The 26,250-nt window shown below is 60.7% G+C and carries 31 protein-coding genes; 19 read left to right on the forward strand and 12 right to left on the reverse strand.

The features are described from left to right. The first annotated feature begins 94 nt into the window (after positions 1-94). Both rpmG and rpmF read left to right on the forward strand, forming a co-directional pair. The gene (gene rpmG / locus OP10G_RS13605) at positions 95-262 is read left to right on the forward strand and encodes a 50S ribosomal protein L33 (RefSeq protein ID WP_025225332.1); all 168 of its coding nucleotides are present in this window, start codon (positions 95-97) and stop codon (positions 260-262) included. A gap of 22 nt (positions 263-284) precedes the next feature. Then, positions 285-470 carry a 50S ribosomal protein L32 gene (rpmF, locus tag OP10G_RS25850; RefSeq protein ID WP_025225331.1) on the forward strand — a complete coding sequence of 62 codons (186 nt, stop codon included), beginning with the start codon at positions 285-287 and terminating at the stop codon, positions 468-470. A gap of 61 nt (positions 471-531) precedes the next feature. On the opposite strand, the gene OP10G_RS13610 is transcribed toward rpmF, so the two are convergent. After that, positions 532-1,125, reverse strand: coding sequence for a sigma-70 family RNA polymerase sigma factor (locus OP10G_RS13610; protein ID WP_025225330.1), 594 nt, complete (start codon positions 1,123-1,125; stop codon positions 532-534). Between the two features lie 266 nt (positions 1,126-1,391). On the opposite strand from OP10G_RS13610, the gene recN reads away from it, so the two are divergent. Beyond that, positions 1,392-3,068, forward strand: coding sequence for a DNA repair protein RecN (gene recN / locus OP10G_RS13615; RefSeq protein ID WP_025225329.1), 1,677 nt, complete (start codon positions 1,392-1,394; stop codon positions 3,066-3,068). A gap of 100 nt (positions 3,069-3,168) precedes the next feature. Continuing rightward, positions 3,169-3,651: a hypothetical protein gene (locus tag OP10G_RS13620; RefSeq protein WP_025225328.1), complete on the forward strand. Its 483-nt coding sequence runs from the start codon at positions 3,169-3,171 to the stop codon at positions 3,649-3,651. An 8-nt stretch (positions 3,652-3,659) separates the two neighbouring features. Here OP10G_RS13620 and OP10G_RS13625 read toward each other — a convergent pair whose 3' ends face one another. Then, complete coding sequence (locus tag OP10G_RS13625) at positions 3,660-4,145, reverse strand: hypothetical protein (RefSeq protein WP_025225327.1); 486 nt, start codon at positions 4,143-4,145, stop codon at positions 3,660-3,662. 42 nt (positions 4,146-4,187) lie between these two features. On the opposite strand from OP10G_RS13625, the gene OP10G_RS13630 reads away from it, so the two are divergent. Beyond that, positions 4,188-5,567 (forward strand): MBL fold metallo-hydrolase RNA specificity domain-containing protein, encoded by a 1,380-nt coding sequence (locus OP10G_RS13630; protein WP_038475286.1) that lies wholly within the window; start codon positions 4,188-4,190, stop codon positions 5,565-5,567. Between the two features lie 315 nt (positions 5,568-5,882). After that, complete coding sequence (locus OP10G_RS27920) at positions 5,883-6,230, forward strand: type II toxin-antitoxin system RelE/ParE family toxin (protein WP_084179263.1); 348 nt, start codon at positions 5,883-5,885, stop codon at positions 6,228-6,230. Between the two features lie 25 nt (positions 6,231-6,255). On the opposite strand, the gene OP10G_RS13640 is transcribed toward OP10G_RS27920, so the two are convergent. Continuing rightward, positions 6,256-6,744, reverse strand: coding sequence for a GNAT family N-acetyltransferase (locus OP10G_RS13640; protein WP_038473107.1), 489 nt, complete (start codon positions 6,742-6,744; stop codon positions 6,256-6,258). A 27-nt stretch (positions 6,745-6,771) separates the two neighbouring features. Between OP10G_RS13640 and OP10G_RS13645 the strand changes: the two genes are divergently transcribed. Next, entirely contained in the window at positions 6,772-7,431 is a 660-nt protein-coding gene (locus OP10G_RS13645; protein ID WP_025225323.1) for a class I SAM-dependent methyltransferase, read from the forward strand. Between the two features lie 276 nt (positions 7,432-7,707). Here the strand turns inward: OP10G_RS13645 and OP10G_RS13650 are convergent, their stop codons facing one another. After that, positions 7,708-8,190 carry a DoxX family protein gene (locus tag OP10G_RS13650; protein WP_025225322.1) on the reverse strand — a complete coding sequence of 161 codons (483 nt, stop codon included), beginning with the start codon at positions 8,188-8,190 and terminating at the stop codon, positions 7,708-7,710. Next, positions 8,187-8,570: a SnoaL-like domain-containing protein gene (locus OP10G_RS13655; RefSeq protein WP_025225321.1), complete on the reverse strand. Its 384-nt coding sequence runs from the start codon at positions 8,568-8,570 to the stop codon at positions 8,187-8,189. The genes OP10G_RS13650 and OP10G_RS13655 overlap by 4 nt, the downstream gene beginning before the upstream one ends. Positions 8,571-8,664: 94 nt before the next feature. On the opposite strand from OP10G_RS13655, the gene OP10G_RS13660 reads away from it, so the two are divergent. The 6 genes from OP10G_RS13660 (at position 8,665) to OP10G_RS13680 (ending at position 11,804) form a co-directional block, all read left to right on the forward strand. Beyond that, positions 8,665-9,144: a MarR family winged helix-turn-helix transcriptional regulator gene (locus OP10G_RS13660; protein WP_025225320.1), complete on the forward strand. Its 480-nt coding sequence runs from the start codon at positions 8,665-8,667 to the stop codon at positions 9,142-9,144. Between the two features lie 12 nt (positions 9,145-9,156). Further along, the gene (locus tag OP10G_RS13665; RefSeq protein WP_025225319.1) at positions 9,157-9,579 is read left to right on the forward strand and encodes a hypothetical protein; all 423 of its coding nucleotides are present in this window, start codon (positions 9,157-9,159) and stop codon (positions 9,577-9,579) included. Positions 9,580-9,637: 58 nt separating this feature from the next. Continuing rightward, on the forward strand, positions 9,638-9,772 hold the full coding sequence (gene rpmH / locus OP10G_RS13670) for a 50S ribosomal protein L34 (RefSeq protein ID WP_038473109.1): 135 nt from the start codon (positions 9,638-9,640) through the stop codon (positions 9,770-9,772). A 68-nt stretch (positions 9,773-9,840) separates the two neighbouring features. Then, positions 9,841-10,110: a ribonuclease P protein component gene (rnpA, locus tag OP10G_RS27925; RefSeq protein WP_420810089.1), complete on the forward strand. Its 270-nt coding sequence runs from the start codon at positions 9,841-9,843 to the stop codon at positions 10,108-10,110. Then, the gene (gene yidD / locus OP10G_RS25865; RefSeq protein ID WP_084179268.1) at positions 10,083-10,325 is read left to right on the forward strand and encodes a membrane protein insertion efficiency factor YidD; all 243 of its coding nucleotides are present in this window, start codon (positions 10,083-10,085) and stop codon (positions 10,323-10,325) included. Before rnpA ends, yidD begins: the two co-directional genes overlap by 28 nt. Positions 10,326-10,361: 36 nt before the next feature. Next, complete coding sequence (locus OP10G_RS13680) at positions 10,362-11,804, forward strand: YidC/Oxa1 family membrane protein insertase (RefSeq protein WP_025225317.1); 1,443 nt, start codon at positions 10,362-10,364, stop codon at positions 11,802-11,804. A gap of 83 nt (positions 11,805-11,887) precedes the next feature. Here OP10G_RS13680 and OP10G_RS24685 read toward each other — a convergent pair whose 3' ends face one another. Next, entirely contained in the window at positions 11,888-12,940 is a 1,053-nt protein-coding gene (locus OP10G_RS24685; protein WP_025225316.1) for an ankyrin repeat domain-containing protein, read from the reverse strand. Between the two features lie 212 nt (positions 12,941-13,152). On the opposite strand from OP10G_RS24685, the gene jag reads away from it, so the two are divergent. After that, positions 13,153-14,034, forward strand: coding sequence for an RNA-binding cell elongation regulator Jag/EloR (jag, locus tag OP10G_RS24690; RefSeq protein ID WP_025225315.1), 882 nt, complete (start codon positions 13,153-13,155; stop codon positions 14,032-14,034). 97 nt (positions 14,035-14,131) lie between these two features. Here the strand turns inward: jag and OP10G_RS13695 are convergent, their stop codons facing one another. Further along, positions 14,132-14,893: a class I SAM-dependent methyltransferase gene (locus tag OP10G_RS13695; RefSeq protein WP_025225314.1), complete on the reverse strand. Its 762-nt coding sequence runs from the start codon at positions 14,891-14,893 to the stop codon at positions 14,132-14,134. A gap of 25 nt (positions 14,894-14,918) precedes the next feature. On the opposite strand from OP10G_RS13695, the gene OP10G_RS13700 reads away from it, so the two are divergent. From OP10G_RS13700 to OP10G_RS13710, 3 genes are read left to right on the forward strand one after another with little or no spacing between them, the layout of a single operon-like run. Further along, positions 14,919-15,809: a S66 peptidase family protein gene (locus OP10G_RS13700; RefSeq protein WP_025225313.1), complete on the forward strand. Its 891-nt coding sequence runs from the start codon at positions 14,919-14,921 to the stop codon at positions 15,807-15,809. 38 nt (positions 15,810-15,847) lie between these two features. Then, the gene (locus tag OP10G_RS13705; RefSeq protein WP_025225312.1) at positions 15,848-16,762 is read left to right on the forward strand and encodes a S66 peptidase family protein; all 915 of its coding nucleotides are present in this window, start codon (positions 15,848-15,850) and stop codon (positions 16,760-16,762) included. Next, positions 16,753-18,171, forward strand: coding sequence for a phosphodiester glycosidase family protein (locus OP10G_RS13710; protein ID WP_025225311.1), 1,419 nt, complete (start codon positions 16,753-16,755; stop codon positions 18,169-18,171). Before OP10G_RS13705 ends, OP10G_RS13710 begins: the two co-directional genes overlap by 10 nt. A 222-nt stretch (positions 18,172-18,393) precedes the next feature. Here OP10G_RS13710 and OP10G_RS13715 read toward each other — a convergent pair whose 3' ends face one another. After that, positions 18,394-19,167, reverse strand: a complete 774-nt coding sequence (locus OP10G_RS13715) for a glycoside hydrolase family 16 protein (RefSeq protein ID WP_158409233.1) — start codon at positions 19,165-19,167, stop codon at positions 18,394-18,396. 239 nt (positions 19,168-19,406) lie between these two features. Next, a complete protein-coding gene (locus tag OP10G_RS13720; protein ID WP_025225309.1) occupies positions 19,407-20,639 on the reverse strand; it encodes a DUF1501 domain-containing protein in 1,233 nt (410 codons plus the stop codon). Positions 20,640-20,769: 130 nt separating this feature from the next. On the opposite strand from OP10G_RS13720, the gene OP10G_RS13725 reads away from it, so the two are divergent. Both OP10G_RS13725 and OP10G_RS13730 read left to right on the forward strand, forming a co-directional pair. Beyond that, complete coding sequence (locus OP10G_RS13725; RefSeq protein WP_025225308.1) at positions 20,770-21,201, forward strand: hypothetical protein; 432 nt, start codon at positions 20,770-20,772, stop codon at positions 21,199-21,201. 59 nt (positions 21,202-21,260) lie between these two features. Further along, the gene (locus OP10G_RS13730) at positions 21,261-21,680 is read left to right on the forward strand and encodes a hypothetical protein (protein WP_144241159.1); all 420 of its coding nucleotides are present in this window, start codon (positions 21,261-21,263) and stop codon (positions 21,678-21,680) included. Positions 21,681-22,010: 330 nt separating this feature from the next. Here the strand turns inward: OP10G_RS13730 and OP10G_RS13735 are convergent, their stop codons facing one another. The 3 genes from OP10G_RS13735 to OP10G_RS13745 form a co-directional block, all read right to left on the reverse strand. Beyond that, positions 22,011-24,395 carry a S9 family peptidase gene (locus OP10G_RS13735; protein ID WP_025225306.1) on the reverse strand — a complete coding sequence of 795 codons (2,385 nt, stop codon included), beginning with the start codon at positions 24,393-24,395 and terminating at the stop codon, positions 22,011-22,013. Positions 24,396-24,613: 218 nt separating this feature from the next. Then, positions 24,614-25,555 carry an acetamidase/formamidase family protein gene (locus tag OP10G_RS13740; RefSeq protein ID WP_025225305.1) on the reverse strand — a complete coding sequence of 314 codons (942 nt, stop codon included), beginning with the start codon at positions 25,553-25,555 and terminating at the stop codon, positions 24,614-24,616. 62 nt (positions 25,556-25,617) lie between these two features. After that, positions 25,618-26,073: a DinB family protein gene (locus OP10G_RS13745; RefSeq protein WP_025225304.1), complete on the reverse strand. Its 456-nt coding sequence runs from the start codon at positions 26,071-26,073 to the stop codon at positions 25,618-25,620. Positions 26,074-26,250 lie beyond the last annotated feature (177 nt).

Here is a 26,250-nt window from a genome sequence, read left to right on the forward strand (position 1 = left end):
AAACTGGACCTCCGAGTGGTCATAATCGAAAGGCTGTCCCGCGACTGTACGCGGCTTCGGCAGCTACCCGAGTAAAACTCAAAAGGAAACCGCCATGGCAAAGAAGGCCGAAGCCCGAGAAATTATTAGAATCGTCTGCACCGAGGATGGGAAGAGTTACTACACCACCACCAAGAATAAGCGGAACACCACCGACCGCCTTGAACTGATGAAGTACAACCCGAACCTCCGGAAGCACACCCTGCACCGCGAGAAGAAGTAACCCCTAGGGAATAAGAAGAACCATGCCCAATCCTAAGCGACGCCATAGTCACCAGCGGACCGCCTTGCGCCGCACCAATTACGTTGCCATCATGCCTGAGATCCAGGTGAACAAGCAGGTCGGCGGCGAGCCGTACAACCTTCGCTTCGTGGCGACGCCCGACGGCTACTACAAGGGCCGCCTGCTCCCTGGCTTCAAGGCCAAGTAACGAAGAACACACAAAAAAGCCCCCGGGTCGAAACGACCCGGGGGCTTTTTCATTTTTGTCGCTACGCGGCGATCAGATCTTCGCGCCTGCCGGCAAGCTGCTGGGCAAGGGCGAGGCGAGCTCGGTTGAGGCGGCTCTTGACCGTGCCGATCGGCACCCGAAGGACCTCCGCGATCTCCTCGTAGCTGAGCATCTCGCCGTGGTACATCTGGACGATCGAGCGGTGGACGTCCGGCAACGCTTCAATCGCGTCGGCTAAGGCTTGGGCTCTCATTCGGCGGTCGAGCAGATCGAACGGGCTCTCATCGTCGCTCTCGAACTGACGCTGGAGCTCTCCCTCGGGGGTATCCATCGCGTCATCGAGGCTGCTCGTGGGGCGGCTCGCCGCCTTCTTCCGGGCGTCTAGGAAGCAATTGGTGATGATCCGATAGAGCCAGGTGGTGAAAGCGCTCTGACCTTTAAATCCTTCCACGGATCGGAAGACCCGAAGGAACGCGTCCGCCACCAGATCCGCGGCAGTGTCCCGGTCCCTGGTTAATCGGAAAGCGTACTGATAAGCTCGGGCCTGATGCCTCTGCACCAGCTCGTCCATTGCGTGCTTGTCGCCATTCAGATATCTCTCGATTAAAAATGAGTCGGTGTGCGCGCTAGCCATTGAAATTCTCCCTTTGTGCGTTTCGGCCGCTCTCCCGGTTGGCCGTCACTGAGATCACTATACATCATTAATTGCGGTCTGGATCGCAATTAATGATGTATATCGAAGAATTTTTTCTGACACTGACTGGCTATCGACGGCTCCGCCTCTTGCCGAGGCGCGTGATTGTAGGACGTTCGCCCCACCACACGGGTTCTTTCCGTCTCCCGCGCGGAGTTAATTTTCGCTGCGGCGCACTTCCATCGGCGTCAGAATATAAGCGCCCTATGATCGTCGAGCTCACCGTTGAAAACCTGGCCATTATCGAGCGCTCGCAGCTCGTGCTGAAACCAGGCTTCACGGTTCTCACCGGTGAAACCGGCGCCGGAAAGTCGCTGTTGATCGACGCGATCGAGCTGGCCCTTGGCGAGCGGGCCGACACGGAGCTCGTTCGCACTGGAGCGAGCCGGGCCTCGGTAAGCGTAGTACTGGACCTTTCGAACGAGCCGGCCGCGCTCGCTCGTTGCCAGGAGCTAGGCGTGGGGCTTGAGGGAACGACCCTCTACATCCAGCGCGAGGTCGCCGCAAAGGGGGGGTCGCAATGCCGGATCGGGGGAAAGCTGACTCCGGTGTCCACATTGCGGCAGCTCGGAAGTTTCCTCGTCGATCTCCATGGGCAACACGACCACCAAAGCTTGCTGGACGCGGAGCGTCACATCGGATTTCTCGACGAGTGGATCGGCGGCCCGGTCGTGGAGCTCCTTCAGAGAATCGAAGCCGCCCACGAGCGCGCGCTCGAAGCAAATCGGCGATTGACCTCCTTTCGCCAGGGATTACGGGACCGCGAGCATCGGCTCGACCTCTTGCGCTTCCAAGTCAATGAAATCGAAGCTGTAAACCCCCAGCCAGGGGAGCTGGAGGAACTCGACGCGCAGCTTTCCCGGCTGAAGTACGCCGAGAAGCTGGCGACCGCCTCTTTTGGCGCTCTCGCCACAGTGGCGGACCAGGAAAACTGTGCCATCGACCAACTCGGAGAAGCGGTCAAGCTTCTGGAGTCCGCGATCCGATACGACGCATCGCTGGAGTCGGTGGTTGCGCCTATGCGGGAAGCCCTGATCGAAGTGGAGGAAGCTGCTCACACGCTGCGGGGGTATTCGGAGAATCTGGAAGCCGACCCCGCACGGCTCGACGAGGTTGCCGGCCGAATCGACTCCCTAAAGCGGCTTCGCCGCAAATACGGCGCCGACGAAAACGAAGTGCTCGAATTTCTGCACGACGCCCGAGAGCAACTCGCCCTCTTAGAAGATGGTGAGGCGAGCGAAGAGGAACTGGTGGAAGCCGCGAGCCGAGCCGGGGCCGCGCTCAATGAAGTTGCGTCCGAGTTAACGTCACTGCGAAAAGAGCGGGCGGTGGAGTTTGCTGAGCGAACGCAGCACCAACTGCGTGACCTGGCGATGGATAGAGCGGTATTCAGCGTCGACATCCGCCCCAAGCCCGCAGACGCTACGGGCGCGGACCAGGTCGAGTTCTTTTTTTCGGCCAATCTGGGCGAGCCGCCCCGCCCGCTTGGGAAAATCGCAAGCGGGGGAGAAATCAGCCGGGTGATGCTGGCGATCAAAACCGCCATGGCGGGCCGGGCCGGAGTGCCGACTCTCATTTTCGACGAGGTCGATGCCGGCCTCGGCGGACGCGCCGCCGTCACCGTCGCCCGGAAACTTGGCGAATTGGCAGAGCATTATCAGGTGCTCGTCATCACCCACCTTCCCCAGATCGCCGGTCGCGCCGATCACCATTTCCGGATCGAAAAAGACGAATCGAGCGGCCGCGTGGTGACGAGCGTTCGCCTCCTCGAGGAGCACGAGCGGGTCGAGGAGATAGCCCGAATGCTCGCGGGCGACCACGTAACCGACGCCGTCCGAGCCAACGCGCGGGAGATGTTGGGGTCGCTAGGCGTTGGACGTTGAGGCGTTGAGGCGTTAAGCCCAACGCCCAACGCCGTAGCGCCCTAACGCCTTTTGTTCGGTGCCACTTTCCCGCCGCGCAAAGCGTTAGGAATGTTAAGCGATGCGGAGTTACGTCACTTTTAGTTCGAAGGCGTTCAACACCACGGAAGAGCGGGAGATTTTCGCTCAGCCGAGGAAGTTTGGCGACGATGTCGCGGGTTGGTTCGCCGACCGCCTCTCCGAATCGGGCTGGGAAGTCGACGACGAGATCTCCCAGGAGCCGCTTGGTTGGTTCATCACCTTTCGCCGCGACGCCGACGAGTTCGACCTCGGCGTGACCTGCCTCAACCCCGAGCGCGGGATTTGGCTTGCGTGGCTAGAGCAGCCGGCCGGATTCTTCGGAGCACTTCTCGGCAGGCGCGACCGTCCGATCCAGTCGGCGGGCCCGAATGCGGTACACGAAATCCTTGCTTCCGCGACTGAAATCGACAATATCCGCTGGTTCACTCGAGAAGAGTTCGTTCGCGGCGATATCGACGTCGATGGGGAATCGGCGGCCGTCGCCGAGGCTGTCCCGGCAAACCAGAACGGGTACCTCTCGTAGCTCAGGCTCTACTTCGACTTCCATGGCGCCACGAAGAGTGGATGCCCCTTCGTGTCGTACAACTCCACCTTCGGCTCGTCTGCCTGCATTCCCGCCGAGAGGCTCGCGCCGTTCTTACTGAACATCGAAAGCGCCGACCGTTTCGGCCCCACCGTGAGCCCAAGCGTGCTATCGCCGGTCGCGTCCGGTCCCTCGCTGTTCAGGGTTAGGGAAGAGGTCCCTGGCCCGGCCTGCCACCACCCGCGCTTCTCGCCGTCCTTGTCTCGCAAAGTGATCATCCCACCCTCGTTCAAACGGTCGGGCGATAGGATGACGAGCGGGACGCCTCGATCGTCGACGATCTCGAGCCGTTTCACCTTGAGCACGTCTTCCTTTGCAACCCACCCCGCCGCGGCGAGTAAGGGCAAAACGAGCAGCGCGCCGATAAGAAAACGGTTCTTTCTCTCTAGGCGCTCAATGCGCGTAACGAGACCTTGGACATCGTGAGTGGACATTCTAATGCTATTAACGTCCATCCACGGGCTATGATCACGCCCATGGCTCAATCGATCGGCTTCTATGGCGCAGCGGAGACGGTTACCGGCTCTCGTCACCTTCTGACCCTCGATGGGAAACGGATCTTGGTCGATTGCGGTCTCTTCCAGGGAACCCGTGATTCCAGGGAGCTGAACTGGCTTCCGTTCCCCGTCGATCCGGTGAGTTTGGATGCGGTGGTGATAACCCACGCCCACATGGACCACATCGGCTGGCTGCCGCGCTTAGTGGCCCAAGGATATCGAGGCCCGATCTACGCGACTCCGGCAACGATCGGCCTATGCCGGATTTCGCTTCCCGACTCGGCGAGAATTCAGGAAGAAGACGCCCGGCGCGCCAACCGGCACGGCTCACGGCACCAGCCTGCGCTCCCTCTCTACACCGAGGAGCAGGCCTTCGATTGCATGAGACAATTTCGGCCCGTTCGCTACGCCGAAAATCATGAGCTGCCGGGCGGCGCGACCTTCCGCTACCATCCGGCCGGACATATTCTCGGGTCGGCATTCGCGGAGATCTTCTTCGCGAACGGGGAGCGTATCCTGATGGGCGGCGACCTCGGCCGATACGATACACCGATCATCCGCGACCCGGACGTGATCGAAGGAGCCGAATACCTGGTTGTTGAAAGCACTTACGGCGACCGCCTTCACCCCACGGGAGATCCGATGGAGGCAATTGAGTTGATCCTGCGCGACGCGTGGCAGACCGGCGCCTCGGTAATCGTTCCCTCGTTTGCGATCGGCCGTACCCAGGAATTGCTGTACTTCTTCCGGCTACTGCAAGACGCGGGGCGCATGCCGAGGATCCCGGTCTACATCGACTCGCCGATGGCCGTATCGGCCACCCGGCTTTACGCGGACGCCAAGGAGGAGCACGACGAGGACATGCTTCTCTCCGTCGAGCAAGGCCGTAGCGAGTTGGAGCCGGCTGGGGTGACGTTCATCCGCGACCGCGAGCAGTCGAAGGCGCTGAATAACCAACGGGGTCCGATCGTAATCATCGCCGGAAGCGGCATGGCCAACGGCGGCCGGGTTGTCCACCACTTGATGCACCGGATCTCGGACCCGAATAACATCGTCCTGTTCACCGGCTACCAGGCCGCGGGAACCCTCGGCCGCCGCATTCTGGATGGCGATCCCGAGGTTCGCATCCTCGGACAAGAGGTGCCGGTGAGGGCACGGATCGAGCAGCTATCGGCGTTGTCTGCTCACGCCGACCAAGGAGAGATCCTTCGCTGGCTGGGCGGTTTCAAAACGCCGCCTCGGCAAACGTTCATCGTCCACGGCGAACCGCACGCACAGGAGGCGCTGCGAGAAAAGATCGTTAGCTCTCTCGGCTGGAACGCAGTGATCCCGCATATGGGAGAGACCTTCGAACTGTGAGGCGGACGGGATTATTTGGGTGAGCAAGCAAAGGGAAACGCTACACTTGCTTTAATCGTCCAGAGAGGCAAGCATGCATCACATCCCACTTCCTGATCCTCTTTACGCTGAAGCGCAACGTGCTGCCGCGGCGAGAGGTAGTACGGTGGAAGCCTATGTCCGGGAAGCGCTGCTAATGCAGCTCGAGGAAGATGCTCCGATTCGACTGACCCCCGATCAGGTGGCCATCATCGCCCAAGCGGAATCCGACATAGATGCTGGGAAAGGCTTGTCTATCGAAGAGGTAAGAGCCGAACTTGCCGCGCACCGACAGAAATGGCAAGCAGCAAACCCCCGCTGAAAGTCACCATTTCGCCGGGCGCACGGGCTGAATTGAAGGCCATTTACGCCTATAACGCTGAGCATCGAAGTCCCGTCGAGGCAGACAGGTGGGAAGATTTCTTACTTGAGGGAATTGACCAACTCACAGTCAATCATCCTGACGGAAAGATAGTTCAAGGCTTTCCGGGCCTCCAAGAAGTCACCCTTCGGCGCAGTAACCGCGGCCACGGACACGTGGTCATTTACCGGGTCGATCTAGAAGCGCAGAACATCCGAATCCTACATATCTATCATACGCGACAAGATATTTCAGGCCGTCTTCGTAGGGAAGGCAACTGGTGACCAGGGTTCCAAAGGGCCTGGCGCTTTACAAGAGGAGTTGCAGCAACACCACGTCATACCAGCGGTCGAACTTCACGAAGACCTGAGGCAGGTGGCCGACTTCGGCGAAAGCGAACTGTCGGTGCAGTCGTAAGCTTGCCTCGTTGTCGGTGGCGATCCGCGCGATGATGCTTCGAAACCCGGCATCTCGGCCGGCTTCGATGAGAGCTTCCAGTAATCGATGCCCGACTCCCCGCCCTCTTGCGCTGGGAGCCACATAGACGGCATTCTCCGCCGTCGGACGGTATCCGGTGCGCCGTACCCATGGCGCCAGGGCCGCGTAACCCAGGCACTCGCCCATTTCCTCGCAAACCAGAATCGGGTAGCCGCCCTCGACCAAGCCGTCGTACCAGCTCAACCGCGCACTAAGGGAAACCGGATCGTAGTCCGCGGTGCCGATCGAATTCAGGATCGCCTCGTTGTAGATATCGAGGATCGCGGGAACATCATCCCGAGTCGCCGCGCGCAGGTGCATCGCCAGAAGTTTAGGACAAGATGAGACATGGCGCACAAGTCGTACTTGCCCGAGGCTCTCGAAGATTACGTTCTGGATACGTGGAACCGGGAACCGGACATTCTCCGCCGGCTTCGCGAAGAAACCGCGGCGTTGCCGAGCGCAGGATATCAAATCCCCCCGGACCAGGGTCAGTTGATGGCGCTGCTCGCCAAGCTCGTCGGGGCGGTCAATTGCCTGGAGGTCGGCGTCTACACGGGTTACTCCGCGCTCGTGGTGGCGCTCGCCCTACCGGACGAAGGACGTCTGGTCGCCTGCGACGTCAGCGAAGAGTACACGAGCGTGGCTCGCCGGTATTGGAAGGAAGCGAACGTCGACGGCAAGATCGAGCTCCATTTACGCCCTGCCATCGAGATGCTCGATTGGCTCTTGGCCGAAGGTTACGCCGGCACGTTCGACTTCGCGTTTATCGACGCCGACAAGTCTAACTACGGAGCCTATTTCGAGCGGACGCTCGAACTTCTACGCCCGAACGGAGTCATCTTGATCGACAACGTCTTGTGGCACGGACGCCTCATCGACGACTCCGAGCAGGACCCGGACACGGTTGCCCTACGCGAGCTGAACGTGGCTCTAAAGAACGACGAGAGAATCGATCTGGCCCTAATCCCCATCGGCGACGGCGTCACCATCGCCCGTAAACGATAACTCCGGAGCCCCCTCTCCCTCCTTCGGATGTATGTGCCGAACGAGGGAGAGGGGGTTGGGGGTGAGGGAGTCCGAGAGCGATGGCTGATGATTGATTTGTGATGTTTGATGGTTGATGTTTGAAGCCCTCGCTCCCAATGCGCGAAGAAAAGGAGCGCGAGCTTTACGGTCATTGACAAATTAGCTTTATGTTTCCCTTGCCTGATTTCACCCGTAGCCCGGGGATAAATCCCCGGGCTACGGGTGTGGATTGTCAATCTATTTTATTGGTGGCCATTAGCTCGCTAATGCGATTGGAGCGGTAGAACCAGACGGCTTCCGCTCCCTCAACGCCCACCGATCCAGCGACAACGCGCCGCCACCGAAAACGAGCGAAACCAGGGTCAGCCCGAAGGTGAGGATGAAGAATTCCAGCCCCTCGCCCTTCTGATTCCCGAACCAGTTCATGAAGAATCCGTTCGGGAGGGCAACTTTGAACGCCGCAACCAGCATCGTCGAGAGGAGCCCAAACGCTGCGACGCGGGTTAACCCTCCGAAGATGAGGCCGAGCGAGCCAAGGAACTCGGCGGCGATCGCCATGAAGGCAAGCGGGGCCGGGATTCCCATCTTCTGCGTAAACAGCTCCATCGTGCCGGAGAAGCCCGCTCCGCCGAACCAGCCCAGAGCCTTCTGCGCTCCATGGGGAAACATCACGAGTCCCATCGAGACTCGAATCAACGTAAGCGCCCAGTCCGACCGGGTCGCTAAGAGGAGCTTCATACGAGCGCCTCTTCCTTTACCGCCAGGCCGGCGGTGTCGTAGTAGAACCGCTCACTGACGATCTGTCCATTCTCCCAAACTTGGTAGGCGACCTGGTCCATGCGGAGACGAACTCCGTCGGTGTTCGTGAAATCGAGAAGCCAGCCGATCGCCGCCTGGTTACCCTCGACGATCGTAAATCTCGCATCTACCTCGTGCACTTCCTTCACGCTGGCAAGGAACTGCTTTTCACGCTCGCGGTTAGCGTCCTTTCCCACCGAAGCCGGATAGCTGTTTTCCTGCATGCTGACGTTCTCCGCATAGAACCGCTCGAAGGCGTCCAGCAGGGCTCCTTGCTTCACCAGACCGATCAACTCTTCAACGTGACTTCGAACTGACATCTCTTTTCTCCTAGTTGCGTGCTCATCAATTGAGCATGCAACTACTCTACCACGAAGTAATTGCCTGCGCAACGGTTCGGGTAGAATTTTTTACATGGACGGCGAACTGACTTCAGCGCAGAAGGAAGCGTGGATTGCGTTCTTCGTGGCGCACGGAGCGCTCAGCAAGAAGATCGATCGCGATATGGTCGAGGCGGGCGTGGTCCCGATGGACACTTACGACATTCTCTTGACCCTGGAGATGGCGCCCGAGAAGCGACTCCGGATGTCCGAGTTGGCCGATCGCGCCCTGCTAAGCCGTAGCGGAATCACTCGTCTCGTAGACCGATTGGAGCGGGACGGGCTCCTCGGCAGGCAGAGCTGTCCCTCGGACCGTCGCGCCTGTCACGCCGTGATTACCGAGAAGGGTTTAGCCGAGCGGGAACGGGCCTGGCCGGTCTACCGAAAGTCGATCGCCCAACACTTCGCCAGCCACCTCACCGAGGACGAGGCGCTGAAGGTAACGGAGGTTTTCTCGAGGATGCATGTCGGCTGCCCAGGAAAAACCAAACCCGAAGACACCTGCGGCGTATAGTCATTGAAAGTCATGCGCCGCCGCTTGATCCTCATCGTTTTGATATCCACCCTTTCGGCCGTTGGCTTGGCCCAACAGCCGGGAGGATCGGCGCTCGATACCGCCTCGAGTTGGCTCCGCACCCAGTGGCAGCGAGTTCAAAACGAAGGACGCCCAGCCGCGGAGAGGGTCGTCCGGCAGTTTCCCGAGCGGTTCAAAAATATGCGGTCGCAGATCGCTCGAATCTCTAAGCTGGCGAGTGACTTCTCCGACGACCACCATCTCACCGAGAAGAAGGAATTGCTAGTGGAGCTATGGCGAGTGCGGGGAAGCGTCAATCTCCTCGCCCTCCTCTCTCCCGATATGTTGCACCAGCTAACGGGGATGGACACCAAGACCCTTACCACCCTCCAAAGCCAGCTCGATGGCATTCGGGCGAAGCTGTCGAAAGGGTAGGCGGTGGCAGCGGGGTATACTCCCTCCTTCGTAACCCAAACGAGTCTGGGAGCCATCCATGAAGCGCACCTATCAGCCTAACAAGCGCCACCGCAGCACCACGCACGGATTCCGTGTTCGTATGCGCACGACCGACGGTCAGAACGTCCTGAAGCGCCGACGCGTGAAAGGGCGCCACAAGCTGTCCGCCTGAAACTAAAAGGTCCGACCAAGGCGCGGTTTGAGGAAATCTTCCGCGACGGGCGCCGCGCGAGCGGCGCTTTGGCCCGGATTTCGGCTCTCCCGGGCACTGGCCTTCTCGGTATCGCCACCTCGAAGAAGATTGGCGGACGCCCCGAGCGGAATCGGGCCAGGAGAAGGTTCCGAGAAGCAGTTCGGATCCAAGCCGATCTTGCGGAACCAAGACTCGATTTCATCCTCATCGTGGGCGCAAACGGAGCGGACGTTCCGTTTCAACGTATCCAAGAGGAGGTCCGGGATCTTTTCCGGCGAGCGGTCGAACGATGGGCAGACGAGTTGGAATCTTCTTAATCCGTTGCTATCAGCGTGGATTTGCCTGGATGCCTCCGACTTGCCGATTTACGCCGAGTTGCAGCCAATACACCCTGGTTGCCGTAGAACGGTTCGGCCTAATAAAGGGATCATGGTTGGGATTGCGTCGGATCTGCCGATGCCATCCGTTTCACCCCGGAGGCCACGATCCGGTACCTGATATCGATTGTGGAATTGCCCAAACCCTGGAGTAAGCAAGTCGGCAACCTGGTAACCAAGCAGTTTTTCTAATGTCAAAACCCGCCCCGCAGAAACCGAACTTCCTGAGCACCCTGCTGCTCATGACCGCGATTTTCTTCGCGATCCAGTTCTTCTTTAAGCCTCAGCAACAAGCCTCGCCCCAGCCGGTCGGCGACTTGTACGAGCTGATGCACAAGCAGAACGCCGGACGTCTCGACGTTTCGATCGCCAGCACCCGCCATCAGTACGACAGCCAGATCGACGAAAACCTCAAGGCGAAGAAGATTACGCAGGCGGAGGCGGACGCCAAGAAGGTCGAGTCGGCGGTTTTGGTGGCGGATACCCAATACAAAGCGGGGGTCCACGCGAACGACACGAATCGAATGCGCTTGGCGTTTTCGACGCTTTCGACCTATGAGCGGCAATTCCTAGACAAGCCGATCTGGAACACCGAGTTCGCCGTCTCGGATTCGACCGATGGCGCAAAATTTGGATACGACAAGATCTCCGGCCAAGAGCTGTACGCCAAGGTTCGTGACACCATCGCGAACCGAAACCGGACCGAGCTGGTTTGGGGCGCGGTTCCCGGTTACAAGCTGATCGACGCTCTGGTAGGGCTCACCGGACGGGTACCGGGCTTCAGCTACGCTTTCGCCGCATTTCTGCTGGCGCTTCTCGTCCGTTCGATCGTCTTCCCGCTTTCGCAGAAGCAGATCATGTACGGGCGGCAGATGTCGCAGCTCACGCCGCTCGTCACCGAGATCAAGGCGCAGTACAAAGACGATCAGCTCACCCAGAACCAGAAGGTGATGGAGTTGTACAAGGAGTACGGGGTGAACCCGATGGCCGGGTGCGCGCCCGCGCTCCTGCAGATGCCCCTCTTCTTGATGGTTTACCAGTGCATGCTGCACTACCAATTCACGTTCGAGAAGGGAACTTTCCTCTGGATCAACGCCGAAACGAGCAAAGCGACCCACGGATTCGTCGCCGCGAACCTCGGCCAGGGCGACACGATTCTGACGCTCATCTACGGCGTCACGATGCTCATTTCGACCTTGCTGACCCCGATCTCCGATCCGAGTCAGGTGAAGCAGCAGCGACTGATGGGCATCGGCATCACAGCGGTGTGGACCTTCATGATGCTCACCGGCGCGTTCCCGGTGGTCTCCGCCTTCGTCCTCTACTGGACGTTCACGAATATCCTTGCGACCGCCCAATCTCTCCGAGCCTATCGGCTGCCGTTGCCCCCACTGGTCAAGGTGAACACCATGGCGGGCGGCGCGATCCCCAAGAGCGGGGTCGGCGGAAAGTGGGCCGCCTGGTTCGAAGAAGCCCAGCGGCAAGCGAACGAGCAGCAGCGAGAAAAGCAGAATGGCTCCCCGAGCAGCAACGGTAACGGCAAGCCGAAAGACGGCAACGGCGTAACCTTCCTCGGCACGGGCGAGACCAAAACCGGCACCCCCGCCAAGCACAAACCGAAGAAGCGGAAATAATCCCTCCGGAACCCCTTCTCCCTCCTCCAGATGTTTGTGCTGGACGAGGGAGAAGGGGTTGGGGATGAGGGAGTCCCCCTCGTTTACCGGCGGAGGTTCGCCAGGAACGCGGCCGTTTGGTCGCGCCCCCGCTCCTTTGCCACGTCCAATGCCGTCGCACCCTTCGCGTCGCGAAGAGTTGGGTCGGCGCCGGCCGCCAGCAGCAATTCCGCGCACTCGATGCATTGGTTACGCTGGCTGGCCATCATATGAAGCGGCGTGAACCCTTCAAATTCGCCCGGCATCAGGTTTCTCGAGTTCGGGTTCGCCCCCCGCTCCAAGAGTAACGCCACGCACGCCGGAGCATGCTCCGACGCCCAATGCAGTGGCTTGCCGCCGTACAGCCCAATCTCGTCGGCTTCGATTTGGGCTCCGTGATCCAAGAGGAACCGAACGATCTCGACGTACCCGTTGTGGGCTGGCCAGTGCAGCACAGATTCACCGATGCAGCCTCGCCGGTACACCGCAAACGGGTCTCGCTCCACGTGCATTCGTACTCTATCCAGCATCCCCATTCGTGTCGCGAGCACCATGTCGATGCCGCAGCCGTAAGTCGGAGGATGCCCGTGGTCGCTAGCGGCGGAAGCCTGCATCAGATACTCGGCGACTTCCGTATGGCGGCCATCGACCGCGTCGGAGACCGGCGGATAACCGCTTTGATTCACGGCATAGATTTCGGCCCCGGCTTCCACCAGCTGCCTAACCGTCGCCAGCTTCCCCAAGCCCGCAGCGCGATGGAGGGGGCTTACCCAACCGTACTCCCCTCGGCGCCACATACCGGCGACCTCGGGATGATCTTTGATTAGTTGAACCGTACGACCCTCGTCCCCCGCCTCGAGCAGGTCGAAGAATTGATCGCGCAATGATTTGGTCTCTTTTGCCGGCTCCAACTCGGCCGCGAGACGGGCCCAGCTCTCGTGGCCGTTTTCACGGGCGATCACGAGTTGGGCGTTCACAAGCGTAAAGCTTGGCGAGGAAGCGAAGTAGGGAACAACTCGGGCCACCGCGGCGGGATCTCCCGCGCGAACCGCCCGCAATAGCTCTTTAGCCTGGATCCTAAGCTGCCTCAGGTCCGGCCGATTGACCGATTGACTCATATTGAACCTCCGTGGACACTTAGCCTGCGACCCGCGCTCAGGCGCCATCAAAGGTTCCGATGTGGAGATTTACCGGAGGTGGACTCAGTCCTTTCCGCGGATCCGGAAGCGCCCTCGGAGCGCAATCCTAGTGTATCACTGTCGATTGAAAAGTGGGTCGCGCATAACGACCAAGACAATCGGGCGCTAAACCGAGTACATTGCAAGGATTGATGCAGACGGTGGAGATCTCGGCAAAATCGGTTCAGGACGCGACGAAGCAGGCGGCTGACAAGCTGGGCGTGAGTCCAGACCAGGTGCGAGTTACGGTGCTCGAAGAGACCAAGGGTCTTTTCGGTAAGAGTACGGTACGCGTTCGCGCCGAGGTAATCGAGGCGGCGCCCGCCCCAGTTGCAACGGCTCCCGCGGCGGCTGCGCCCGCCGCTCCGAAAGGCGGACGCGGCAAAAAGGCAGCTCCCGCGCCGGAACCGACTCCTCAGGTCGTTATCGAGGAGGTTCAGGCAACCGCGGTTTCTGCGCCGGTGGAAGCTCCCAAGGAGCCTGCTCGTCGTGGCCGGGGCAAAAAGGCGGAGCCGGAAGCTCCCGCGCCCGTCGTCGAACCGGCAGAGTCCGAAGCTACCGAGACCGAAGTCTTGGCCAGCCAGTCCGACGCCGATACGCTCCTCCTTCTCGTTCGCGAGCTCCTAGACGCCGCGCAGCTCACCGTGACCGCTAAGATCGGCAGCATTTCCGGCAAGTACGTGAACATTACGCTCGACGGAAAAGATGTCGCGTTCATCGTCGGCAAGCACGGCGAGGTTCTGAACGCGTTCCAGTATCTGGTCAACATCGTCGCCAGCCGCCGCATCGAGCGCGGAGTCCGCGCGACGATCGACGGAAACGACTACCGTCGCCGCCGCGAAGAAGCCTTGACCCAGCTCGCCCAGAAGATCGCGGAGCAGGTTCAGAAGCGCGGAGAAGAAGCCGTTCTGGACGCGCTCCCCGCCTTCGAGCGCCGAATCGTGCACAAGGCGCTCGGCGAGATCTCAGGCATCACGACCTACAGCGAAGGCGAAGAGCCCAACCGCCGAGTCGTCATCGCCCCCGCGGACTAACCGTGGCGCCGGCTTCCAGCCGGCAGCCCAAGTTTGCCTACGAAGAGACCCGGTGCCCAATTGAAACTTGGGCTACCGGCTGGAAGCCGGTACCACCTCAGATCCTGCCGAAGTAAACCTGCGTCTCGTACAGGAAGTCGACCTTGCCATCCCGCGCGGTTCGCGCGAAGAGCGCTTCGAGCGCTCGCATCATCGGCTCGTGCTCCGGCTGCCCTGCTTCCGGAGCATAGGAAGAGGACAGGACCCGTCCTTTTAGGCCGTCTAAGTCGAACGCTTGTCCATTGGGATAGGTCGCCACCCGTACGTCGGAGCCACGAAAGAACGGCGCGAGTTTTGCCGTGTCGAACTCTTTGTGGCGTACCTCGAGATACTCCGGGGCATATTCTTGGAGGATCTTCTCATACCCGTCCAAGAACTCCGAACCGCCGGATATCCGCTCGTTCCACATCAACGCTACCCACCCGTCAGGACGGACGATTCGCTGGAACTCTTGACGAGCCCGGGCGTGATCGAACCAGTGGAATGCCTGGCCGGCGACGATCAGGTCCACGCTCCGGACGGGAAGTCCGGTTGCCTCGGCGGTCCCCTCCATGCTCCTGAAATTAGCCCGATCGCCAAGCATCGCCTCGGCGGCTTCCCTCATTTCGCGGTTCGGTTCGATCGCGTAGACGACGGCGCCCGATTGGAGCAGAAGCTCGGTCGAAATGCCGGTCCCCGACCCGATATCGGCGACGACGCTCGCCGGGCTCAAACCGCATTCGATCCTCAGCAGATCGAGAACCGCGTCCGGGTAGTGCGGCCGGTACTTGACGTAGTTTTCTACACGGCTGGAGAAGCGCTCGGTCGGTGCGAGTCCCATGGCTAAAGTATGGCCAGAATAGGCGATGCTTCCACGCCCGATCGCTCCCGGCGCTACCCTCGGCCTCGTCTCACCGGCCTCGCCCCTTCCGGATGGGGAGCTGGAAGCCGGGAGAGCGGCGGTAGAGGCGATGGGCTTCCGCACGAAGCTGATGCCGCACGCCTGCGATCGGCACGATTCGTACGCCGGAACCGATTCCGACCGGGCGGCGGACCTGCATCGCGCCTTCGACGATCCTCAGGTGGACGGCGTCCTATGCACCCGTGGCGGCTACGGCTGCGCACGGCTCATCCCTTATTTGGACCTGGACCGATTGGCGGCTTCGGATAAGCCGTTTATCGGCTTCAGCGATATTACGACTCTTCACCTCGCGCTCAATCGCCGCGGCCGCGTCACCCTGCACGGCCCGATGATCTACACCTTCGCCAAGCCCCGCGCGGAATGGGTCTCGACCTCTTTCATCGAGGCGTTAGCCGGCCGTTTCAAAACCCCGTTGGAAGCCCCCTCCGGCGTCACCGTTCGCCCCGGCGTTGCCCGCGGAGAGCTCTCCGGCGGGTGCCTCACACTCCTGGCCGATAGCCTGGGAAACCGAGACGCTTTCGTCGGCCGCGGCAAGCTCGTGGTGCTGGAGGATGTCGGCGAGCAGCCTCACCGGGTCGACGCCCAACTGACGCACCTACTCAACGCCGGGGCTTTCGATGGAGTAGCCGGCTTCGTCGTCGGCGAATTCACCGAAACCGATGAGAAGCGGCGCGACATCGACCTTGACTGGCGAACGATCGTCCGCGAACGCCTCGATCCGCTCGGCGTGCCGATGATCTTCAACTACCCGATCGGGCACATCGATGCCATGTTAACTCTCCCGCTCGGCCACCCCGCCACCCTGGACGCCAACGCTGGCGCCTTATCGTATTAAGGCGAACCCTAAAGGCTCGTTCCAGTCACAATCGAACGATGCCACTTCGACTTCTTCGGCCAGGCGACACCGTCGCTTTGGTGACTCCCGCTTCCCCCCTGAGCGCGGAGAAGCTGGAGTTTGTCACCGAAGTGCTGGTCGCGGAAGGGTACCGAGTCAAGGTGATGCCCCACGCACTGGAAGTCGATGACTACCTCGCCGGCGACGACGCCTCTCGGGCGAAGGATCTGCAAGAGGCGTTCGATGACGACGAGGTCGGCGCCGTGTTCTGCACCCGGGGCGGATACGGGTGCGCCCGTCTTCTCCCACATCTCGATCTAGACCGGATCGTGGGTGCTAACAAGATGCTGCTCGGCTTCAGCGACGTCACCACCCTTCACGTGGCGCTCAACCGCCGTGGCATGCCCACCGTGCACTCCCCGATGGCTCTCACCCTTTTCTATCCGCGGGAGCCATGGGTAATCGAGTCGCTACGCCGGGTGCTCCGAAACGACTTGACGCTACCGGCCGAAGCCCCCAAGCCGGTAACCGTCGTCGGCGGGATTGCGGAGGGACCGGTCGTAGGGGGGTGCATGTGCCTCCTGACCGACTCGATCGGCACACCGGAGCCGCTGGAAACCGAAGGGAAAATCCTACTGATCGAGGACGTCGACGAGCATCCTCACCGTATCGACGCCATGCTGACCCACCTGTTGAACTCCGGTCTCGCGCAAAGAGCGGCCGGATTCCTCGTTGGAGAAATGACGCGGACCGACGAGCGAGTCGACGAAGCGATCGGCGGAAAGCCTTGGCGCACGATTTTTCGGGAGCGCCTCGGCTCCCTTGGTAAGCCGATGGTTACCGACTTCCCTTTAGGCCACGCGAAGAATATGCTTACGTTACCCCTGGGGATTCGGGCTCGCCTGGATGCTACGGACGGCACCCTTACCTATCTGGAACCGCTATGCGCCTAATCTATCGCCCGTTCGCCGCCGCATTGCTCGCGTTCGCCCCGTTCCACGCCGGGCCATGGCGGCCGGCCCAGGTTTGGGAAAAGACGCTCGCCCCCGGTTTGGTCTATCGCATGGAGGTCGACCCGAACCTGCCACGTACGGTGCACGCCCTGAGGATCTCTCCGGGGAGTCCGGTGCTACGGTGGTCGGCCGAGTTGGCGGGGAAGACGATTAACGAGGAGGGAACGGTGAAAGGGAAGCTCACGCCGACCCTGATGGCCGTTCAGTCGGGCGCGATCGCCGCCGTCAACGGCGACTTCTTCTCGTACGACCACGGAGCGCCGATCGGCCAGATGGTTCGTGCGGGCGAGTTGATCACGACCGCCACGCGCCCTCGAGCCGTGTTTGGTTGGGGTCCGAAAGATGTCGCGGTTGGCTTCGCCAGCTCGTCGGGAACGGTCGACAGCGGCGAGGGGTCTCCCGTGCGGTTGGAGAGCGTGAACCAGCCGGTGAGCGCCAACGGGGTGGTGCTTTACACCCCGGCCGTCGGGATCGCCGCGACGGATAAGCCGAACGTGACCTTGGTGCTAAAGATCGCCGACGCGCACATTTCGCCCAGCACGTCGATCGAGGCAACGCTCGACTACGCGCTTCCCGATAGCCACCGAACGCCGGTTCCGGCGGGCCGAGCGCTGCTCATCGCCACCGGCGACGCAATGGCCAAAATTGCCGCCTTCCACCCCGGCGAGCGGATCAAGATCCGCCTGAAAACGGATGGATTCGACTGGGAGAAGTACGAGAACGTCATTGGCGGTGGGCCGGTGTTGCTGCGCGATGGAGACCAGGTAGTCGACGCCGCCGAAGAAGGTTTCAAGAGCGACTTCCTCGTTCGCCACCCGAGGACGGCGATCGGAAAGACTCCCGAGGGGGACGTGTGGATCGTAACCGTCGACGGCCGACAGGCTTGCAGCGTTGGAGCGACGCTGGAAGAGATGGCTCAGCTAATGAAGCGGCTTGGCTGCGTGGATGCCATCAATCTCGATGGCGGCGGAAGTAGCGCCTTAAACCTCTTCGGAGTGACCGTCAACCGGCCGAGCGACGGAGTCGAGCGACCGGTTGCGAACGGAATTCTCATCTTTGGCCCTCGTCCGGCGCCCACCGTAGGCGCGCGCAAGATCCTGGTGCGCCCTAACCCGAACGGGACGTTGCAGGCCAGAGTCGAAATCGGCGGAAAGCCGGTGGAGAACGCCGACGTTCTCTGGACCGCCCGAGGCGCCGCTTGGATCGACCAAGGCGGTCTAGTCCACCCCATCCACGCCGGTAAAGCCCGCATCCTCGCCCGAGCCTTCGGCGAGCCGGCCGACATCGAGGTAACGATTCCCGGAGCCGTCCGCGACCCTAGGCAGGTGCCAGCCGCGGATCGAGGGTAAGAGAAGCGTAGCATCGGCACCCTGCCGATGAGCCTGAGGGCGTTGGGCGTTGGGCGTTGGGCGTTGGGCGTTGGGCGTTGGGCGTTGGGCGTTGGGCGTTGGGCGTTGGGGCGAGCCTCATTAGCAGGACAGAGTTAGATCCGGGTTAACGCCCAACGCCTTAACGCCTAACGCCACGAACCCGGATTTTCATCGGCAGGGTGCCGATGCTACGGTAACGCCCTACGCCTTCCTAAACACTTTCACCCAGTCCACCGTCAGCCGCTGAGGAAGCTGGGTGGTGGCGTCGGGGTTTCCGCCGTAGTTTCCGCCTACCGCCATGTTCAGGATGATGAAGAATGGGTGGTCGTACACCCACTTCTTACCTCCGAGGTCCGCCGGGGTGACGGTGTGGTAGCAGTGGTCGTCCAAGAACCACCGGATCTGGTTCGGCTCCCATTCGATCGCGTAGGTGTGGTAGCCGTCGGCGAGGGTTCCTTCTTTCAGCTCGGTTTTCCCGCTCTTGCACTGATCCCCTGAGTATCCGGGGCCGTGGGCGCTGCCCACTTGGACCTTGGGGTGCTGCCCTCGGTACTCCATGATGTCGACTTCGCCGCAGGTCGGCCAACCGACGTGGCCGATATCGTCCCCCAGGAGCCAAAACGCCGGCCAAATCCCTTGCCCGATCGGTTGCTTGATCCTCGCCTCGAACCGTCCGTAAGCCTGGGAGAATTTCCCCCTTGTAACCAGTCGGGCGGAGCTGTACTCACGGGCGATGCCGTCCGGTCCGGTGGTCGGCTCTTTGCGGGCTTCGATGATCAGATGCCCTTTCCCGTCGTGAAAAGCGTTCTTGCTGCCGGCGGTGTAGCTTTGGAGCTCGTTATTTCCAAATCCGCCTCCACCCACTTCGTGGGTCCACTTCTTTGGGTCAGGGGGCGACGAGATGGGAGCATTGAACTCGTCGGAGAAAGCAAGCACCCACTTGGTACCCTCGCGCGGTTCGTTGATCAAGCTCATGGATTTGGTCGCTAGCAGACAAAGAATCGACAGCATAGTCTTGTGAGAAACGTTTCGGAACGTCCCGAGTCACGGCGTTTTTGCTGGGCCGAGGGACGCGTTTGAGACGCAGACACGGCGATTCCCGCCCTCGAGAGGCGGGGATCCCGAGAATTTGGCGCGTTGTGGCATACCATGACGACGACTTTGCGAAACGTTTCGCATTGTACGTCAAGTTACGGGTCCGCGCAAGCGGACTCTTACTTGAACACGTCGGGGTGCCCGAACTTCTGACCCAAAACGATTTCCGAATCGCCGCCCATCCACTGATCCAAGGTCGCCGCGTACACTCCGCGGAAATCCTGAGTGAACATGACGTCGCCGTCCGCCAGCGCTTGGAGATCCGGTACCGGGCCATGGATTCCGCCTTTGACTTTGCTACCGATCAAGAACATCGGAGCGGCTTGGCCGTGGTCCGTACCCTGGCTGGCGTTCTCGGCCGCTCGGCGTCCGAATTCGGAGAAGACCACGGTGACCACCTTATCGGCTTTGCCAACCGCTTCCAACTCCTTCTGGAACGAGTTGATCGCATCGCCGAACCCGGTCAGAAGCTTTGCGTGCGTGTCCGGCTGGCGGGCGTGGGTGTCGAAGCCGCCGGCGGAGAAGTAGACCACCCGCGTTTGGGGCGAGGTGGCGATGAGCTGGGCGATTTGCTTGAACCCCATGCCGAACGCGTCGTTGCCGTAAGTCTCCTTCGGCGTATACCCGCCAAGCTGCTTCTGCAGAATCGAAATCACGTCGAGCGCGGATTTGCTCGCCTGTTGCACGGCGTGGGTCGCCGTCCCCTGCATGGCGTCCATCCCTTGGATCTCCCGGAGCATTCGCTCCGTATCCGGGTCGCCGACCATGTTCTTTAGGTCCGCAAGGCTGGCGAAGCATGGGATGCTGGCGCTCTGGGCATTCAGCGCGAGCGGCTTATCGGTCGAAAGGCCGAGTCCCACGACCGGATTGAGCGGCCCGTGCCGGAGCTGCTCGTCGAAGTGGCGGCCGATCCAGCCCCCCTTCATCGTTCCTTCCGGGCTGGCCGACTGCCAAATCTCCATGCTCTTGAAGTGAGAGCGATTCGCCTTGGGATAGCCGACGTTGTTGATGATGGCGACTTTGCCCTGTTGGAAAAGCTCGTGGAGCCCCTTAAGCCCGGGATGAAGCCCTTGGCTCTCGTTCAGCTTCAGGATCTTGTCCTCGGTGAGGCCGAGGGTTGGGCGGAGCGTGTAATAAGCTTTGTTAGCGTATGGCACGACCGTGTTCAGCCCATCGTTGCCGCCAGAAAGCTGGCAGACGACAAGGACGGTGTCTCCGGTCGCCTTTCCGCCCTGCCCGACGCGGATCATGTCCGCCTGAGCGATCGTCGATAGCCACCGCGGCGCCACCAGGCCGACGGCGATCATCGTTCCGCCTTTAATCAAGTCTCGTCTCGTGAACAGATCGCTCATCTCTTTTCCTTTCAAGGGGACGCCCAATCGATTATAGGAATAATCGGCCGCGCTTCATCCCTCATTCTCCAGTACTGAGTGTAAACGCGTGGTCAGATCAATGGTTCAGCGGCAGAGGTAATCTGCCCCCGTGGCGGCAGGATCCCGGCGACTTTGGGCCTACCTCGCGGCAGCCGGGTTATGCCTACTGACGCTCGCCGTCTTGTATCCGCTCCAAGACTACGGACCGGAAAGTGCCATTCGCCGGTTTCACGTAGCCATCTCCCACGACGACGGGGTCGAGCTTCAGCGGGTTACCGCGCAGCCGATCCAATCGGAAAACGTTCAGTGGCTGGCGCGTCAGGTCCAGGGGCTGATGAAGGCCGGCGCGCGTTACCAACTCCTACGAATGCAGCGATGGCCGACCCAGGTGCGTGCGGCGATCGTGTACACGTCCCCTTCCGACGAACGCTTCCCCATGATCTGGGTCGTAGAGAAACGGGGGCGAATTTGGAGGGTGGACGCTGATAAAACAGTGACGATCATGCGCGATTCGCTAGGTATCAGGCTTCGACGCCCATGAACGGGAACGCGGGAGGCTCCAGTAAGGTTAAATACGGACGCATGAAAGGTTCAGGCCGTGTGAGCCTCGTTGGATTATTGGCGGTTTTCGCACTTGCGATCGTCATCGCCGTCTTTTTCTTTGGGCGCGAGTCGCTGACGACCGTTGGCGCGCGCTTCATGAATGCGCTCGCTCACGGCGACGTCGACACGTTGACGAAGATGTCGTACGTAGGGAACAAACCTCCCGAGGAAATGCGCAAAGACTGGGAGTTCGCGGTGAACACCGCGGGCAAGTATTACAACTTCAGTTGGAAGATCACTAGCTCTGCCCAAGCCGACGCCACGAATGCCAGCATCCGGCTGCAGGTGATCCGCAACCTCACAAACCCTGGGTCCTACGAGGAGAACTACCAGCTCCCGCTGATCAAGGTCGGCGACGAGTGGAAAGTAGACGTTCGCGGAATCAACCGCGAGATGTACCCCGCCCTCCCCCGCTAGCCGTGAGCAGACTAACTTCCCCCGCCCGTAGCCCGGGGATTTTGGTCATTGACAAATAAGGTTCATTTCCCTTATCTGATTTCACCCGTAGCCCGTGGCTTCAGCCGCGGTTCAAGGTTCTACCGGGGATAAATCCCCGGGCTACGGGTGAACCTGGATTGTCAAACTATTTGGTTGATAACCATGAAGCCAGTGGGTCCCAAGGGCATCTCTGCCCTTGGTCAATACACACGACCAAGGATGGTCGTGGGGTTCATCGGCTGGGAGCCGATGCTACGTTTACACGACCAGGATGGTCGTGATACACATGGGCTGGAAGCCCATGCCACGTCAACGCCGGTACGGCCCCCACCATTTGTTGATGAACCCGAGGTAAATCGCGTGGCGGTCGCGGGTGTCGATATCTCCGCCGAGACCGTGGCTACCGGTCGGGTCGAAGGCGAGTTCCACAAGCGGACCACGGCCGTACTGCAGGAGCTTTCGGTACACCTTGATCGTGTCCTGGAACAACACGTTCGTGTCCTCCATGCCGTGCAGCAGCAGGAGCGGAGACCGTAGGTTCTTGGCTAGGTACGTGAGCGAGTACTTGTCCAGATCGTCCGGCTTGGCGTTTGGCACGGGACCGATGGTGCCGGTCGAGTACCAGTTATTGTAATTCTGCCACTCCGTCGGCCCCGCGCCGGCGATGCCGAGCGTGAAGACGTCGGGCGCGGTGTACATGCACATCTGGGTCTGAAACCCGCCGAAGCTCCAACCGTTTACGGCGACCTTTTTCGAGTCGACGCCGAAGTTGGAGACTAGATACTTCACCCCGTCGGTGAGATCCTCGACCTGCGCCTTACCCGGCTGTTCGTAGTTCGCCTTGCCGAAGACGTTCCCGTACCCGCTCTGGCCCCGTGGGTCGATGGTGACGGTAACGTAGCCGAAAACCTTGGCCAGGTACATGTTGAACAGGTACGCGGAGGAGTTGAACGCCCCCACTTCGACCGACTTGCTCGTTCCGAGCGGACCGCCGTAAACGTAGATCATCAACGGGCGACGATCGCTCTTCTTCCAACCCGGGGGCAGGAACATAAAGCCATGGATCGTCTGTCCATTCCGGTTTTTGTACGTGAAGAGCTTCGGTTTGAGCGTGTTGATCTTCTCGAAAGCCCCTACCCGGTGAGAATCGGTGATCTTCTCTTCCCGCCCGCCGTCGAGCACATACAGTTCCGAAGGCGAGTCCCAGCTAACGAAAGTGGTGGCCAATCGGCTGCCGTCGTCCGAGACGGCGGGACGTCCGTAGTTCCCCTCCCGATGCGTCATTCGCTCCATGGCTCCGGACGCGATCTCCACGCGGTACACATCCATCCGGGCTGAATCTTCCTTCTGTGCGGTTACGATGAGCGTTTTCCCGTCCGCCGATTGCTTGACCGGGTAGACCTCGAAGTCTCCCTTGGTTAAAGGCGTGGCTCCTTCGGTGGCCGGGTCGAGTAGCCATGCGTGGCGAAATCCGCTCGTGTCGAGCAGAGCGATCACCTGGTTCCCGTCTTTGGTGAAGAACGGATCCGCCATCCCGGGGGTGTTCATCTCGCCGTCCGGCTTCCCCTTGTAGATCGACTTCAATGTCTTCTTTTCGGTATCGGCGACGATGATCTCTTGCTCGCGCGCGGTGCGCCGCCAGGTGCCGAAGACCAATCGCTTCGAGTCGGGTGACCACGGCTGGTCGTTGACGGCGGTCTGTTGCCACTCCTTGCCGCCGGGCCATTTCCAAACTTCCCAAGGCTTGCCTTCCCCCTTCACCTCGTCCAGGGAGTCTTGGGTCAGATCGTAGATGTAAACGTAAGCCTCGCCGCTAAACGGATCGTCGGCCACTTCACGCTCCGCTTTCTTCGCCTGAGCGAACCGTTCTCGGTAAGAAATGTAGTCCACCATTCGGCTCTGCGGACCCGGCTTGGAGCCGGTAACCATCAGCTTCGTTCCGTCGGGAGAAAGGCTATAGCCGGTGTAGGAGACGCCGGTAGGGAGCTCCGGATTCAACTGCTCCATCGCTCCGGTGTCGAATCGAACTCGGAAGACGCCACCGCTACGCTGGAACGTGTACCCTTCCGCGTTTGGAAGCCATTTGATGCCGTTCTCCGACTCTTTAGTGCGAGTCAGCCGGATGAGCTTGCTCTCCGCGACGTTGGTTCTGAACACATCCCCTTTCCACGTGAACAGAAGGTCGTGACCTTTCGGGCTCCACTCCAATTCGCCGACGCCCGGGTAGCTCGGGAGCGGTTCTTTTCGCTTTTCGTCTTCTTCCTTGCGTTTGAGGCGCCACTCTCGGAATTCGAGGTCGTTCATGCGCAGCATCCGCGCTTCCTCGTCGGTCTCTTTCTTGTACCGCTCGACCGCCTTCGCGATGTCGCGATCGAACCGTCCCATCACCTCGGGGCTGGTCAAACGGGTGGTTTTGTGCTCCTGAGCGTCGTAAATATAGAGGTCGCTACCCCCTTTGGTGTCGTAAGGCGCCCAAACGTAAGCCAGGTACCGGTTATCCTTCGACCACTCGCTCCCCGTTGCCCCACGCCCGAAAAACGGCTTGCGAGGATAAAGATCGTCGAGGTGAAGCCCCGCCGCACTCTCCGCGGCGGCGATGACGGGATTGGAGTTGAGAGGCGGCTCCGTCGGCGTTGTAACCGCCTGCTGAAATGAAAGCGCGGCAAAAACCGCCGCCGAATAGATCAAGGGCATCGTGTACTGGAGATTACACCGATCGACCGCCGTAGCATCGGCACCTTGCCAATGAGGGGCGGTGGGGCGTTAGGCGTTAAGGCGTTAAGGCGTTAAGGCGTTAAGGCGTTGCCTGCTTAGTGCTTTACCCTTTCCCAACGCCCAACGCCCAACGCCCAACGCCCAACGCCCAACGCCCAACGCCCAACGCCCAACGCCCAACGCCCAACGCCCAACGCCTAGCCCCTCACCGCCCCATCCCTCAACACCGCATGCACCCCGCGGACGCCGTTTACGATCTGAGTGATTCGTAGGTCGACGACTAGGCTTGCGAGGGCATAGGCGTCGCCTCTGGAGAAGCCGTGCTCTCGGACCATCAGGTCGAGCATCGCTTCGATCGCTCGGTAGGTGGCTTCCTGAAGATCCTCGTGAAGTCCAAGGGTGATCCAAGCGTCTGGCGCTCGCGCGTGCGGGGTGGCGATAGGGAAGTCGTCTCGGAGCCGAAAGGTGAGTTGGACACGCTCCATGGGGCACTCGATCGCGGTGACGCATAGCTCCCCGTCTCCCTGCGCGGCGTGGCCGTCGCCGACGGAAAAGAGCGCTCCTGGTACCTCAACCGGAAGGTAGAGGGTGGTTCCCTGGACGAGCTCTTTGCAATCGAGGTTGCCGCCGGTTGCGCGAGGCGGAGCCGTGGAGTACTCTCCCGGTTCATCCGTCGGCATCCCCATGACGCCCATAAATGGCCGCAGAGCGACTTCATGTCCGTGCTGATTCCGGCCGACCATCCGATCGCGATCCAAGGACCAGAGCATGAAAGTCTCGCCGCTATCCACAAACCCCAAGCGTTTGTGACAGTCATGAGGCCATCCGCCGGCCGAAGTCCATCCCCAAGAGCCGATCTGAATTTCATCGATCGAGACCTCCAAGGTCATGCCTGCTTTCGCGCCGCGGATCGCGATGGGCCCCGTCAGCGCATGCCCCGTCCACGAAGGATCCCGCGGCGCCAGTTTGCGGGGGCGGTCGTTAGGCTCGGCGGAAGTGCGGGGTTCGACGCTCCATCCGGCGTCAAGAGTTTGAAAAACCACGGTGTCTCCCGAGTCGATCGTGAGTACGGGGGAAACATCCCGCGAAAAAACCCCGTGAACCGTCTCTCGGTTCGGCTCAAGACGCCATGTGCTCATGGTGCGGGAGAGTACCGGTTTGCGAGGCGTGAGGCGTTGCGCCCAACGCCCAACGCCTACGCCTACCGGCTCCCCCACTCCCAAGCGCCGTAGGCGGATTTGTCGTCGAGCGGGATTCCCGCTTGCCGCAGCGCGATCTCGACCATGGCACGGTGAAACGACTCGTGGGCGATGAGATAGCCGACGAAGGCGGCGGCATGCGGCTTAAATCCCTTGATCTTCCCATCGGGAGTTCCCGCCCGCCGGACCAGCTCTTCGATCGCCATTCCGGACGAGGTAATCCGCTCGGTAAGCGCCGCATGGTCGACCGGCTCCTTATCGAATTTCGTCTGCCCTTCGTGCAGATCGGGGGCGGCGGCTTTGAGCCACATTAGGCGCACGTTGTGAATGTGGGTCAGATTTCCCGATACCGATTTTCCCTTTGAAAGCGCGGTTGCCAACGCCTCGGGAGGAATGGAGTCAAGCAAATAACGATTAATCCGATCGTTGATGCGCCAGGTATCCAACAACGCTTCCATTGAAGACCTAGTCTATCAATTCAGGCCCTCTGCCTCTTCCCTCGCGACCCTTTTAGGGACTTTCACACAGGCAGTAAAAATACCGGATCGTCTCGGGAGCGGCTTTTGGACAAAGTTGAAGCGAATTCTCTCCAGTAAAGTAATCCCAGCGGGACACAAAACCCTGCTGAATTTGCG

It is taken from the genome of Fimbriimonas ginsengisoli Gsoil 348 (genome assembly GCF_000724625.1).
Classification (GTDB): Bacteria; Armatimonadota; Fimbriimonadia; order Fimbriimonadales; family Fimbriimonadaceae; genus Fimbriimonas; species Fimbriimonas ginsengisoli.

What these genes read in the sequence shown, in the direction of transcription:
- OP10G_RS13695 (WP_025225314.1), bottom strand. Translation starts at nt 14,893, where the DNA reads ATGGGACTCGCACCGACCGAGCGCTTCTCCAGCCGTGTAGAAAACTAC.
- OP10G_RS13620 (WP_025225328.1), top strand. Translation starts at nt 3,169, where the DNA reads ATGCGGAGTTACGTCACTTTTAGTTCGAAGGCGTTCAACACCACGGAA.
- OP10G_RS13650 (WP_025225322.1), bottom strand. Translation starts at nt 8,190, where the DNA reads ATGAAGCTCCTCTTAGCGACCCGGTCGGACTGGGCGCTTACGTTGATT.
- OP10G_RS13745 (WP_025225304.1), bottom strand. Translation starts at nt 26,073, where the DNA reads ATGGAAGCGTTGTTGGATACCTGGCGCATCAACGATCGGATTAATCGT.
- recN (WP_025225329.1), top strand. Translation starts at nt 1,392, where the DNA reads ATGATCGTCGAGCTCACCGTTGAAAACCTGGCCATTATCGAGCGCTCG.
- OP10G_RS13705 (WP_025225312.1), top strand. Translation starts at nt 15,848, where the DNA reads ATGCCACTTCGACTTCTTCGGCCAGGCGACACCGTCGCTTTGGTGACT.
- rpmG (WP_025225332.1), top strand. Translation starts at nt 95, where the DNA reads ATGGCAAAGAAGGCCGAAGCCCGAGAAATTATTAGAATCGTCTGCACC.
- OP10G_RS13645 (WP_025225323.1), top strand. Translation starts at nt 6,772, where the DNA reads ATGGCGCACAAGTCGTACTTGCCCGAGGCTCTCGAAGATTACGTTCTG.
- OP10G_RS13610 (WP_025225330.1), bottom strand. Translation starts at nt 1,125, where the DNA reads ATGGCTAGCGCGCACACCGACTCATTTTTAATCGAGAGATATCTGAAT.
- OP10G_RS13630 (WP_038475286.1), top strand. Translation starts at nt 4,188, where the DNA reads ATGGCTCAATCGATCGGCTTCTATGGCGCAGCGGAGACGGTTACCGGC.
- OP10G_RS24685 (WP_025225316.1), bottom strand. Translation starts at nt 12,940, where the DNA reads ATGAGTCAATCGGTCAATCGGCCGGACCTGAGGCAGCTTAGGATCCAG.
- OP10G_RS13720 (WP_025225309.1), bottom strand. Translation starts at nt 20,639, where the DNA reads ATGAGCGATCTGTTCACGAGACGAGACTTGATTAAAGGCGGAACGATG.
- OP10G_RS13640 (WP_038473107.1), bottom strand. Translation starts at nt 6,744, where the DNA reads ATGCACCTGCGCGCGGCGACTCGGGATGATGTTCCCGCGATCCTCGAT.
- yidD (WP_084179268.1), top strand. Translation starts at nt 10,083, where the DNA reads ATGGGCAGACGAGTTGGAATCTTCTTAATCCGTTGCTATCAGCGTGGA.
- OP10G_RS13665 (WP_025225319.1), top strand. Translation starts at nt 9,157, where the DNA reads ATGCGCCGCCGCTTGATCCTCATCGTTTTGATATCCACCCTTTCGGCC.
- OP10G_RS13735 (WP_025225306.1), bottom strand. Translation starts at nt 24,395, where the DNA reads ATGCCCTTGATCTATTCGGCGGCGGTTTTTGCCGCGCTTTCATTTCAG.
- jag (WP_025225315.1), top strand. Translation starts at nt 13,153, where the DNA reads ATGCAGACGGTGGAGATCTCGGCAAAATCGGTTCAGGACGCGACGAAG.
- rpmH (WP_038473109.1), top strand. Translation starts at nt 9,638, where the DNA reads ATGAAGCGCACCTATCAGCCTAACAAGCGCCACCGCAGCACCACGCAC.
- OP10G_RS27920 (WP_084179263.1), top strand. Translation starts at nt 5,883, where the DNA reads ATGGCAAGCAGCAAACCCCCGCTGAAAGTCACCATTTCGCCGGGCGCA.
- rpmF (WP_025225331.1), top strand. Translation starts at nt 285, where the DNA reads ATGCCCAATCCTAAGCGACGCCATAGTCACCAGCGGACCGCCTTGCGC.
- OP10G_RS13655 (WP_025225321.1), bottom strand. Translation starts at nt 8,570, where the DNA reads ATGTCAGTTCGAAGTCACGTTGAAGAGTTGATCGGTCTGGTGAAGCAA.
- OP10G_RS13660 (WP_025225320.1), top strand. Translation starts at nt 8,665, where the DNA reads ATGGACGGCGAACTGACTTCAGCGCAGAAGGAAGCGTGGATTGCGTTC.
- OP10G_RS13625 (WP_025225327.1), bottom strand. Translation starts at nt 4,145, where the DNA reads ATGTCCACTCACGATGTCCAAGGTCTCGTTACGCGCATTGAGCGCCTA.
- OP10G_RS13715 (WP_158409233.1), bottom strand. Translation starts at nt 19,167, where the DNA reads ATGAGCTTGATCAACGAACCGCGCGAGGGTACCAAGTGGGTGCTTGCT.
- OP10G_RS13740 (WP_025225305.1), bottom strand. Translation starts at nt 25,555, where the DNA reads ATGAGCACATGGCGTCTTGAGCCGAACCGAGAGACGGTTCACGGGGTT.
- OP10G_RS13680 (WP_025225317.1), top strand. Translation starts at nt 10,362, where the DNA reads ATGTCAAAACCCGCCCCGCAGAAACCGAACTTCCTGAGCACCCTGCTG.
- OP10G_RS13710 (WP_025225311.1), top strand. Translation starts at nt 16,753, where the DNA reads ATGCGCCTAATCTATCGCCCGTTCGCCGCCGCATTGCTCGCGTTCGCC.
- OP10G_RS13700 (WP_025225313.1), top strand. Translation starts at nt 14,919, where the DNA reads ATGCTTCCACGCCCGATCGCTCCCGGCGCTACCCTCGGCCTCGTCTCA.